This is a genomic window from Ignavibacteriota bacterium, from assembly GCA_016708125.1.
Taxonomy (GTDB): domain Bacteria; phylum Bacteroidota; class Ignavibacteria; order Ignavibacteriales; family Melioribacteraceae.
Genome location: JADJGF010000001.1, coordinates 223,271 through 235,180, shown reverse-complemented (window position 1 = coordinate 235,180; position 11,910 = coordinate 223,271). Strand labels below are relative to the sequence as shown.

Sequence of the window (11,910 nt, the reverse complement as noted above, 5' to 3'; positions counted from 1 at the left end):
AACCTCCGTACAACTTACTTTTGGCAATTATGGAAATTATTGAATACACACCCGAATGGAAAGATAAGTGGGATGAATTTGTTCTAAAGTCAAGCAATGGAACAATGTTTCACATGCAGAAATTTTTTGATTACCACACTCCGGGAAAATTCAAATTTAATCATTTAATATTTTTGGATAAAAATAAAATTGCCGCCGTGCTTCCGGGAAGTCTAATAAATAATTCACATTTTGAATCACCAATTGGTGCAAGTTACGGATCAATTGTAATTCCAGATATAACTTTTAAAGAAACGATGGAAATTGTTTCTGCACTTTTGGAATATTCAAAGAAAAATGGAATTAATGAATTAACACTTACTGCTGCTCCAATGATTTACGAAACTTTTCCAAATCATAATTTGGATTTTGCAATGTTGTGGCAAGGATTTAAATTTCAACTACATTATATTTCTAGTGCAATAAAACTAAATCCAAACATTGAAATAATTTCTAGATTTACACAAACTACAAGAAGAAATATTCGTCATTCAATTAAAGAAGGTGTAAGAGTAGAAGTGAATGAACGATATGATGAATTCTATCCGATATTGATTGAGAACAAATCACGACATAACGTAAAGCCAACGCACTCGTACGAAGATTTATTAAAATTAAAACAACTTATGCCGGATAGATTAAAACTTTTTATGGTTTATTTGGATGAAGAACCGATTGCCGGTTCGCTAATGTTTTATGCAAATAAAAATGTTGCAATTTGTTTTTACAATATGCTTCGTTATGAATATGCCGAATACAAACCAATTCAGCGTGTAATGTTTGAAGTTGTAAAAGATGCAACCGAACGCGATTATAATTATGTCGATATTGGAGTTTCGCAAGATACATCGGCTGAAAATCCAATGACGCCAAGCATGAACTTAATAGATTTCAAAGAAAAATTTGATGCAAAATCAATTATGAGAAATACACTTCACATAAAATTATAGACATTAAAATGTCTGATAAAAAATCTGTAATAATTACTTTTCTCGGTAATGCAAATCAAGATTCGCGCGTTGTTAATTTGATTGAATCTTTAACAAATTTAAATTACGAAGTTCAAACAATTTCATTCGATTGGAAATCCGAAAATTTCAAATCCCAGTTGGGCAAAACAAATATTTATAAACTTGATAAATCGAAATCTAGTTTAAAATTTTACTTCTCATTTTTTTATTTACTTATAAAAGATTTATTAAAATATAAATCAGATATTTACTTTGCCGAAGATGTTTATACACTTCATGTAACATATTTTTTTGCAAAATTTAATAAAGCAAAAATATTTTATAACAGCAGAGAAATTTATGCCCACTTAGCCGGATTAAGAAATAAATCAATTGTGCAAAATATAATTGCAAAAATTGAAAATAAGTTTATTAGAAAAGTTGACAATGTTTTTGTTACCGGAGAAATGGATAAAGAATTTCTTGAAGAAAAATATGAGTTAAAAAATATTCTTGTATTGAGAAATTTGCCAAAGTTTAAGGATAATTTTGAAAAAGTTGATTTAAGAAAAAAGTTAGGAATTGGATTAAATGAAAAGATAATTTTATATCAAGGAGTAATTTTAGAAGGCAGAGGAATTTTAAAATTAATTCAAATATTGAACAAAATTGAAAATGCACACTTTGTTATTGTTGGTGATGGCGAGTTTAAAACGAAATTTGAAAATGAAACAAGAAAATTAAATTTGCAAAATAGAGTTCATTTTATCGGCTCTGTAAATCATAATGAACTTTTAAACTGTACGGCTTCTGCGGATTTGGGAATTGCATTAATTGAAAATATTAGTCTAAGTTATTACTACGCATTACCAAATAAAATATTTGAATACATTATGGCTGGAGTTCCGGTTTTGTGCAGCAATCTTCCGCAAATGAAAAAAATAGTTGATGAATTCAATGTTGGGAAATATGTAAATGTTGAAAATGATGATGAAATTATTTCTGCGATAAATGAATTTTTGAAGAATGAAAATTTGCTTTTTACTTATAAAGAAAACTGTGTAAAAGCTTCGAAGGAATTAAACTGGGAAAATGAATTTAAAAAAGTGTTGAATCAATTGTCATAACTTCATTTATTTTCTTAATCTTACTCATAATCCTAATCTTAACCTTTTTTAATTTTTTCTAAAATCATGTTTTCCCTTTATCTATGTAGTAATTATTATTTTAAAAAAATGAGTAAGATTAAGAATAAGATTATGATTAAGAATATGAGAAATGAAAATCAATTTAGCATAGAAAAGAATTTTATCTAAAACAATAAATAATTATATTTACACCTCAAATTTGCCAAGCACATTTTAACAAGTTGATGCCCAACTCCGTGAGGTCCGGAAGGAAGCAGCGGTCAGTATTCAATTTGTGTAATTTGCTGCTTGGCTTTTTTATAGTTCAAAATCAATAAAATGTAATGATATGCCATTAAAATTTGTTTTACTTCCTTTCGAAATTTCTACAAACGAATCATAATAATCTATTTGAAGATGTTTGGTTATAAAATTTATTGTAGAATTTCCAATTATTGAATTTAATAGTTTAAAAATTCCTTTTGAAGAAACTCCTATTCCGTCAGTTTTTCTAACTTCAGAATATCCTCTGCCTAAAAAACTTCCTTTAGCTAAAATTATTGTTTCAAAGAAATTAAAAATATGCCCTTTATGAACAATAACTTTTTCGTCTGGATTCAGACTAATTACATGATCAATTATATCTATATCACCAAATAAATTTTGGTATTGTGCATTAAATGTTACTTGATTACCATCATCATCAAAGTCTCTATTAACCAATATATCATTTGCCTCTGCTGTAAAAGAATAGTCAACTAAATTGATTTTAATATTTTTATGTAATAGTTGATAACCAAAATTTAGAGTGTAACCAAATCTTGAAGTTCTTGGAAGCGGATCTTTTTGACTTTCATCAATATAATAAACTTCATCACCAACATTTGTTAGTGAGTATCCAAGACTAAAATTAAGATTTGGAGTTAAAGTTGAAAAATCATCAAGTTGAAAATCTAAGTTTGATTTTAATAATTCTGAAAATGGAAGAATAATTAAAGTGCCATAATCCAGTACTGTTCCATCAACTGAAATTTTTTTAATTTGTCCATCTGTATATCTTGCTCCTATATTTGAATCAAAAGATTTAATAGAAACACCAACATTAATTTTTGCAAAATAATCAATTCCAATTCCTAAACTAAAACTGTTAAAACTATCATAACTTCTATATTTACCAATTGGTACGGGACTTTCTTCACTGGTTACAAAATATTCTCCAAAATCAAATTTGTTATGTATAAATCCCACTCCTATTGATAACGGGAAATTTATTTCAGATGCTAAATTATAACCTAAATTTAACCCATAATTGTGGTATGTAATCGGATCCCAAAACCAATCAGTTTTTTTTGTTAATGAATAAATGGAGGCATGATTTTCTTTTGATGTATAACCTAAAATTGCCGGATTAAAATAAAATCCCAATACATCATTATTTGGAATAGATACGCCAATTTGTCCGGCACCTAATAATAAATTTGATTGCTGCAATGTTACAAACGGTATGGCTGCTTCGCCTTGAGCAAATGAAAATTTACTAATAAAAACTATAAATGCAATTAATTTTTTCATTGGATAAACTCATATTTTATTTTTGGTCGAATATAATTTCAAGATTTCAATACAAAAAAAGTAATTTTGTTTAAGTCTAAAGTAAGATAAATTTGTATTATTGACAATCAAATTTTAAGGTCAAAAATATCGACATTACTTTTGATTGAATGATGAGTAATTTATTTATTGAAAAAAATTAAATATTTTCTTCAGAATGTGTGTAAAATTCAATAACTATCTTTGCTTTTGTTTTTCCAATTATTTTTGATAAATCTTCTTCACTTGCGGATTTGATATCATTTATGCTATTAAAATTTGTTAATAATTTTTCAGCAACTTTTTTCCCAATTCCTTTTATTTCAGTTAATTCAGTTTGGAGTGTTCTATTATCTCTTCTTTGTCTGTGAAATGTTATTGCGAATCTGTGAGCTTCATCTCGTAAATGCTGCAATAATTTTAAACTTGATGAAGTTTTAGGAATTGATTGTGCTTCGGAAATTCCCGGAAAAAATACTTCTTCTAATCTTTTTGCCAAGCCAATAATTTGATATTTTTTAATTCCAAGTTTATCCAAAATTTCCACCGCGCTTGAAAGCTGACCTTTACCACCATCAACCATAATTAAATCCGGAAGCGGTTCATTTTCTTCAATTAATTTTGAGTAGCGTCTTTCGATTACTTCTTGCATACTCGCAAAATCATTTGGACCTTCAACAGATTTAATAATGTATTTTCTGTACAAAGATTTTTTAGGTTTTCCATCAACAAAAACGACCATGCTTGCAACCGTATCAGTTCCTTGAAGATTTGAAATATCGAAACATTCAATTTTTCTTGGAAGATCATTCAATCGCAAATCTCTTTTTAACGAAGATAAAACATAAGGTAAATTTCCATCCTTTTTCATTTTCTGAAGTTGAATATCTTTCAGTTGCAAAATTGCATTTTGTTTACACATTGTTAAAAGCGATTTTGCTTCGCTCTGAATTTTTGGAATTACAAAATTTACTTTTTTTTCAGATTTGGAGTTGAGCCAATCCAGCAAAGCTTTATCGTCATCTGGTAAAATTTCAAGAATAATTGTTTTGGGAATTTCAACATATTCGCCGTAATAAAATTTAATTGCAGAACTGTAGATTTTTTCAAGTTCTTCATCAACTTCTACACTTAATTTTAGCTGTCTTTTACCAACCAATCTTCCGGAACGAATATTTAAAATTGTGCAAGCAACATCTTTTGCTTCAATTGCCAAAGCAATAATATCTTTATCATCAAAATCATTTGTAACAATTTTTTGTCTTTCCGAATAAACTTTTAATTGCTCAATTTTATCTCTAATTTCCGCGGCTTTTTCAAATTGTAATTTTGAACTAACTTCACGCATTTCTGATTTTAATTCATCAATTAAATCCGAAGTTTTTCCTCGCAAAACTTTTACAACTTGATTAACCATTTTAGAATATGATTCTTCAGAAACTAAACCTTCGCATGGTCCATCGCATTTCTTTATGTGAAAATCCAAACAAACTTTTATCTTTTTTTGATCGATTACATTTTGATCAATGAAATACGAACAACTTCTTATTTTGAATAATTTATTAATCATTCTCAAAGAATTTTTCATACTTTTTACATCTGTATAAGGACCAAAATATTTTGATCCGTCTTGTACTATATCTCTTGTTGGATAAACTTGAGGGAAAGGTTCTTTCGTAACTTTTATGTATGGATAAGATTTATCGTCTTTTAAATTTACGTTATAACGAGGTTTGTGTTTTTTAATTAAATTATTTTCAAGAACCAAAGCTTCAATTTCGTTTTCTGTCGCAATAATATCAAAATTTTCAACTTTGCTTACAAGCGCTTGTGTTTTGGGCGAATCTACTTTTGTTCTAAAATATGATTGAACTCGGCTGCGTAAGTTTATTGCTTTTCCGATATAAATAATTTTTCCTTCATTATTAAAAAATTGGTAAACTCCGGGAAGTGAAGGAATTGCAGAAATTTTATTTTTTAATTCGGTATTCATATCATTGCAAAAAAAATGCGAATAATTTTTTCAAACTATTCGCAATTTAAAATTTTTATTAATGAAACGTAATCTTAGAATTTATAATTTTTTGGAATAACAACAATGCCGGTTTCAGAAACTGTAAATCGTTTTCTATCAATATCCGGATCAAAACCAATTTCTTCTCTTTCCGGAACATGAACATTTTTATCAATAATTGCTCGGCGAATTTTTGTATGTCTTCCAATATTACAGTTATCCATTATTATAGAATCCGTAATATAAGTGTAACTGTTAACTTTTACATTTGGACCAATAATGGATCTTTCCACCAATCCGCCGGAAATAATTGTTCCATCTGTAACAAGCGAATTTATTGCTCTTCCAACTCTTTCACCTTCATGCGAAAGTGTTTTTGCCGGCGGCATTTGTCTCTGCATTGTGCGCAAAGGCCAATTTGAATCGTATAAATTAAAATCGGGATTTACACTTAGCAAATCCATGCTTGCTTTGTAATAACTTTCAATAGTACCAACATCAACCCAATAAGGCTTGTCCGGATTATTTTCATCTTCAAATCTAAATGCGCGAACTTTATAATGTTTTTCAACCATTAAAGGAATTACATGTTTTCCAAAATCTAAATTAGCAGTATTCTGATCAACAAGTTCTTCTAAAACATCGGTTAATGCTTTCACATTAAAAATATAAATTCCCATATTTGCAAAAGAGAATCCGGGTTTGCCAGGAATTTCGGGCGGGTCAGCCGGTTTTTCGATGAAAGATTTTACGTTGTAATCTTCATCAATTTCAATAATTCCAAAACGAGTTGCATCTTCTTTGTGTGTAATAATATTTGCGATGGAAAGATCAGCTTTTTTCTCAATGTGGTATTGGAGCATTTTCATATAATCCATCTTATAAATATGATCGCCGCCAAGAACCAAACACCAAGTATAATCTCTTTGCCGCATTAAGTTTAAATTTTGATAAATTGCATCAGCAGTACCTTGGTACCATTCATTTCCGGTTTTTTTCTGCGGTGGAATTGAATAAATAAATTCTCCAAGTTCCGGATTAAAAATATTCCAAGCTTCATATAAATGCTGATTTAACGAATCAGATTTATACTGAGTTAGAACATAAATTTTTCGTAAGCCGGAGTTCAAACAATTTGATAAAGCAAAATCAATTATTCTGTATTTCCCGCCGAAAGGAACAGAAGGTTTTGTACGCATACCGGTTAACGGATGAAGTCTTTCACCTTGTCCGCCGGCTAAAATCATTGTTAATGTTTCTCTTTGAAGTGCTGAACCTGTAAATGCCATAGTGAGCTCTTTTTATTTTACAAAATATATTTACTATTATTGAATTGTCATTTGAAATTTGTGGAAAAATATACTCTGTTTTAGTTCACTAATTACTTTTTTTGCCGATGAAAGTCAAGAAAAAATATTTCTTTTTTGGATGTTCAACCTTATTTTTTATAAGTGTTGTCGCTTTTATATTTATTATAAAACAAAATTTTAATATTTCTACGGAAGATGGAATTACATTTGTAGAAAACGGTTTTAGATTTAATCCTTCGCAAATTTCTAATATTGAAGATTATATTTCATCAAATCAAAAAAAACTTGATATTTTACATTACAATATTGATTTGGAACTTTTTCCAGAAAAAGAAGAAATCTTTGGAACAACAATAATTACGGGAATTTCAAGAAGTAAAAATCTGGATAAAATTGAATTGAATTTTCATGATAATTTTGATGTTTCAAAAGTGGAGTTGAACAACAAATCTGCAAGTTATTTGTATGATGATAATAAAATTATTATTTCAACAAATCAAAGTTTGATTGATACATTTCAGCTAAAAATAAAATATTCCGGAACTCCCAAAAGTTTGGGATTTGGTTCCTTCAGATTTGCAAAAAATAATATTGATCCGGTAATTTACACTTTGAACGAACCGATTTATGCGTCAACTTGGTTTCCATGCAATGATTCGCCATCTGACAAAGTTTTTGCCGATGTAAATATTACTTGCGATTCAGCTTTAACAGCCGTTTCAAATGGAATTCTAAAAAGTGTTAAATCAGAAAAAGGTAAAAAAACTTTTCATTGGGAAACAAAATACCCAATTGCGACATATTTAATTTTCTTTGCCGCTTCAAAGTATAAATTATTTTCTGATTATTATGTGAATGAGCAAAACGATTCGATGAAAATTGAATATTTTGTTTTTCCGGAAGATTTAGAAAAGTCAAAAAAAGATTTCAGCATTCATCCAAAAGCAATAAAATTTTTCTCGCAAACTTTCGGCGAATATCCTTTCATAAATGAAAAATACGGAGTTGCAGAATTTATGTGGAGTTTCGGCGCAATGGAAAATCAAACAATTACCGGTGTCGGAAAAAATTTTATAAGTGGTTCACAATTTTTTACAGATTTATTAGTCCACGAACTTGCGCATCAATGGTGGGGAAATGCAGTAACATTATCAAGCTGGAAAGATATTTGGTTGAATGAAGGATTTTCGACTTATTCTGAAGCTTTATATTGGGAAAACGGAAGCGGGTTTAGCTCACTTCAATCTACAATGAAATCTTTTTTGACTGATTTTAACGGAACAACTTTGTATAATCCCGAAAATTTATTTGATAGAATTATTTACAACAAAGGTGCATGGGTCTTGCACATGCTACGAAAAGAAATTGGTGATGAAAATTTCTTCAAACTTCTCAAAAAATATTATGAATCATTTAAATATAAAAATGCTTCAACTAACGACTTTATAAAACTTGCGCAAAGTTTCAGCAAAAATGATTTAACAAAATTTTTTGATCAGTGGATTTTTAAGGGAAATGGATTAATTGAAATTGAATATTCTTTTTCACCCGAAGGAAACAATACAAATGAAATTTTGTTAAAAGTTAATCAAGTTCAAAAAGGTTATGAAGAATATCGTTTTCCGCTTGAAATAAAATTCCAATTTGAAAATGATTCAAGCAAAATAGAAAATATTTTTATAAAGAAAAGACAAAATGCTTTCAAATTTAATTTTGATAAAAAAGTTAAAGATTTGGTACTTGATCCAAACGGATGGCTGGCTTTCCGATCTGCGCAAATTTTAAAAGAAAAATAATTTTCTAAGAAATTAGATGAATAAAAAGTGTTAAATTTAAGTTCTGAAAATATTAGAGATTTAATTGGCATCAATATTTATTTCTGATTTACATTTTGGATTACTTTCTCGCGAAGCTGAAAAATTAAGAGAAAAGAAATTCGTTGAATTTTTGCAATTCGCAAAAAATGAGTGTGACCAATTTTTCATTTTGGGCGATCTTTTTGATTATTGGTTTGAATACAGACGCGTAATTCAAAAAGGATATTTTAGAACTTTAACTGCAATTTCTGATTTGGTTGAATCCGGAATAAAAGTTCATTATTTAATCGGCAATCACGATTTTATGCACAGAGATTTTTTTGAGAAAGAATTAGGTGTTAAACTTTATGAAAATGAATTGAAAATTGAAATTGATGATAAAAAATTTTTTCTTGCTCATGGCGATGGTTTGGTTGAAAATGATTTGGGTTATAAAATTCTGAAAAAAGTTTTAAGAAATAAAAATGTTCAGAAATTATATTCACTGATTCACCCGGATTTAGGAATTTGGCTTGCAAGTTCATCTAGTAAAACAAGCAGAAATTATACAACTCAAAAATCCTATGGTGAAATTGATGGATTATTAAAAACCGCTCAGAAAATTATTGATGACGGATATGATTATGTTTTATTCGGACATTCGCATGAGCAGAAAAATGTTATTTACAAAAATGGGCAATACATAAATTTAGGAACTTGGCTGGATAAACCATGTTACGGAATTTATAAAAATCAAAATTTTGAGATTATTGAATGGAATAGTTAATGGCAAAAAAGAAAAAAGGATTTATAAACGTAAAAAATAAACAGCTTATATATACAATTGGAATAGGATTTTTATTTGTATTTCTTCTGCTCGGATATTTATTTTACAGTCATATTGTTTCGGGCTTACCTTCGTTGGATCAGCTTGAAAATCCAAAGCAAAGTTTAGCGAGTAATGTAATTAGTCTCGATAATGAATTTATTGGTCAATATTATAGAGAAAACAGACGAGAAATTAGTATTGATAGTATTCCCTCATTTGTAGTTGATGCTTTAATTTCAACCGAAGATAGAAAATTTTATGATCATTGGGGAGTTGATTTAGGAAGATTTATCAAGGCAATGTTCAAAACTGTTTTCCTTGGAAAAAAGGAAGGCGCAAGTACAATTACACAGCAGTTAGCAAAAAATTTATATGATCTTAAAGTTGCCCGCGAAAATTTATTTCAAACCGGTGTAAGAAAAATTAGAGAATGGTTCACCGCAATTCAAATTGAACAGACTTATACAAAAAAAGAAATTTTGCAAATGTATCTCAATAATTCATTCTTTGGAAATAGAGCCTATGGAATTGAGATGGCAACACAAAATTATTTTGGGAAAAGTGCAAAAGAACTTACGCTTCCGGAAGCTGCAGTTTTTATTGGATTGCTAAAATCGCATGTATATTATAATCCAATTCGCCGCCCGGAAAATGCTTTAATGCGCAGAAATGTCGTTCTTTATAATATGATGGATAATGGATTAATTTCCGAAGAAGAGTATGAATCTTTGAAAAATATTCCATTAAAACTTACAGCAGAAAATTTAAATGATGGAATGCAAAGCTCTATTGCGCCTCATTTTGTTGAATATGTAAGAAAACAACTTGAGGTAATGGCAGATAAATACGGATATAATCTTTATGAAGATGGATTAAAAATTTATACAACTGTAAACTATAAAATGCAAAAAATAGCTAACAAAGCCGCCGCCGAGCATTTAAGTAGTTATCAAAAATTATTTGATAAAAATTGGAATTGGTCAAATAATAAATCAACACTGGATGATCTTGTTAATAAAGCAATTAGAAATGATAGAAATTATCAAATGGCTAAAGGAGAAGAAAAGAAAAGAATTCTAAGATCTTTGAAAAACTCGAAGAAATTTATTGATTCTGTTAAAACCTTAGCACAAACAATTGAAGTTGGATTTGTATGTTTAGATGCGACGAACGGTGAAATCAGAGCAATGATTGGCGGGAAGAATCAAGATTTTAGTTATGGAATAAATCACGCAACGCAAACTAAAAGACAACCGGGATCGTCATTTAAACCAATTGTTTACACAGCCGCATTAGAAAATGGATTATATCCCGCATTCCCAATTATAAATCAAGAGTTTAATTACGGAGGATGGAACCCGCACAATTTTGATAATTCGACCGGCGGATTTATGACATTGCGTGACGGAATAAGAACTTCGGAAAATCTTATTAGTGCAAGGTTGATTATTGAAGGACACGTTGAACTTTGGCAAGTTGGAAGATTAGCAAGTAAATTGGGAATAAAAACAAAATTAAATTTAGTGCCATCAATTTCTTTGGGAACGTCTGAAGTTACGCTTATTGAATTAACTTCAGCATATGCAACTTTAGCAAATAATGGAATATATAATGAGCCGATTTCAATTCTAAAAATTGAAGATAAAGATGGAATTATTATTGATCAATTTATGCATAGTTCAAAAGAAGCATTATCAGCAGAAACAACATTCTTAATTACAAATATGCTTGAAACTGTTATGAATGAAGGAACTGGCACTAGAACAAGGTCAATTCATAAATTTTACCGACCGGCAGCCGGAAAAACCGGAACAACTCAAGATTATGCAGATGCATGGTTTATGGGTTTTACTCCTCAATTAGCTGCGGGCGTTTGGGTTGGGTTTGATGATAGAAGAATTTCATTTACCGGAAAATACGGACAAGGTTCACAAGCAGCAAACCCAATTTGGTCAAATTTTATGCGCGAAGTTTATAGTCAGCTTGATTTTCCGTTTCAATCATTTCCATTTCCGGAAAGTGGAAATATTACATCTGTAAAATTTTGTAAAGAATCTATTTATCAATTCGGAAATCCTAGATTATACTCAAATGATTGTTCAACCGGCGAAGTTATTGATTATATAAATCTTAAAGATATTCCAATGCCGTTTATAAAAGGTAGGGATAATAAAGTTAACCTTTATACAAAATTTTATAAACCTGATAGTTTATCATACGAAGCTCAAGAAATTGATGAATGATAAAATGTTTTA

General features: G+C 29.3%; 8 protein-coding genes and 1 other RNA gene. 6 read left to right on the top strand and 3 right to left on the bottom strand.

Features of this window, described 5'->3' with window-relative positions; all coding sequences use genetic code 11:
- Nucleotides 1-29 precede the first annotated feature (29 nt).
- The 3 genes from IPH62_01135 to ffs all read left to right on the top strand — a co-directional run bounded on the left by IPH62_01135 (nt 30) and on the right by ffs (nt 2,434).
- Nucleotides 30-989: a GNAT family N-acetyltransferase gene (locus tag IPH62_01135; protein ID MBK7103873.1), complete on the top strand. Its 960-nt coding sequence runs from the start codon at nt 30-32 to the stop codon at nt 987-989.
- Nucleotides 990-997: 8 nt separating this feature from the next.
- Complete coding sequence (locus IPH62_01130; protein ID MBK7103872.1) at nt 998-2,116, top strand: glycosyltransferase; 1,119 nt, start codon at nt 998-1,000, stop codon at nt 2,114-2,116.
- A 221-nt stretch (nt 2,117-2,337) separates the two neighbouring features.
- Nucleotides 2,338-2,434, top strand: an RNA gene (ffs, locus tag IPH62_01125) — signal recognition particle sRNA small type.
- Here the strand turns inward: ffs and IPH62_01120 are convergent.
- The 3 genes from IPH62_01120 to glgC form a co-directional block, all read right to left on the bottom strand.
- Nucleotides 2,435-3,688: a hypothetical protein gene (locus IPH62_01120; protein MBK7103871.1), complete on the bottom strand. Its 1,254-nt coding sequence runs from the start codon at nt 3,686-3,688 to the stop codon at nt 2,435-2,437.
- A gap of 178 nt (nt 3,689-3,866) precedes the next feature.
- Nucleotides 3,867-5,699: an excinuclease ABC subunit C gene (locus IPH62_01115; protein ID MBK7103870.1), complete on the bottom strand. Its 1,833-nt coding sequence runs from the start codon at nt 5,697-5,699 to the stop codon at nt 3,867-3,869.
- A gap of 74 nt (nt 5,700-5,773) precedes the next feature.
- Complete coding sequence (gene glgC / locus IPH62_01110; GenBank protein ID MBK7103869.1) at nt 5,774-7,009, bottom strand: glucose-1-phosphate adenylyltransferase; 1,236 nt, start codon at nt 7,007-7,009, stop codon at nt 5,774-5,776.
- 107 nt (nt 7,010-7,116) lie between these two features.
- On the opposite strand from glgC, the gene IPH62_01105 reads away from it, so the two are divergent.
- The 3 genes from IPH62_01105 (at nt 7,117) to IPH62_01095 (ending at nt 11,898) form a co-directional block, all read left to right on the top strand.
- Nucleotides 7,117-8,826 (top strand): M1 family metallopeptidase, encoded by a 1,710-nt coding sequence (locus IPH62_01105; GenBank protein ID MBK7103868.1) that lies wholly within the window; start codon nt 7,117-7,119, stop codon nt 8,824-8,826.
- 64 nt (nt 8,827-8,890) lie between these two features.
- Nucleotides 8,891-9,613: a UDP-2,3-diacylglucosamine diphosphatase gene (locus tag IPH62_01100; protein ID MBK7103867.1), complete on the top strand. Its 723-nt coding sequence runs from the start codon at nt 8,891-8,893 to the stop codon at nt 9,611-9,613.
- Entirely contained in the window at nt 9,613-11,898 is a 2,286-nt protein-coding gene (locus tag IPH62_01095) for a PBP1A family penicillin-binding protein (protein ID MBK7103866.1), read from the top strand. The genes IPH62_01100 and IPH62_01095 overlap by 1 nt, the downstream gene beginning before the upstream one ends.
- The last annotated feature ends 12 nt before the right edge of the window (nt 11,899-11,910 follow it).

What these genes read in the sequence shown, in the direction of transcription:
- IPH62_01135 (MBK7103873.1), top strand. Translation starts at nt 30, where the DNA reads ATGGAAATTATTGAATACACACCCGAATGGAAAGATAAGTGGGATGAA.
- IPH62_01130 (MBK7103872.1), top strand. Translation starts at nt 998, where the DNA reads ATGTCTGATAAAAAATCTGTAATAATTACTTTTCTCGGTAATGCAAAT.
- IPH62_01120 (MBK7103871.1), bottom strand. Translation starts at nt 3,688, where the DNA reads ATGAAAAAATTAATTGCATTTATAGTTTTTATTAGTAAATTTTCATTT.
- IPH62_01115 (MBK7103870.1), bottom strand. Translation starts at nt 5,699, where the DNA reads ATGAATACCGAATTAAAAAATAAAATTTCTGCAATTCCTTCACTTCCC.
- glgC (MBK7103869.1), bottom strand. Translation starts at nt 7,009, where the DNA reads ATGGCATTTACAGGTTCAGCACTTCAAAGAGAAACATTAACAATGATT.
- IPH62_01105 (MBK7103868.1), top strand. Translation starts at nt 7,117, where the DNA reads ATGAAAGTCAAGAAAAAATATTTCTTTTTTGGATGTTCAACCTTATTT.
- IPH62_01095 (MBK7103866.1), top strand. Translation starts at nt 9,613, where the DNA reads ATGGCAAAAAAGAAAAAAGGATTTATAAACGTAAAAAATAAACAGCTT.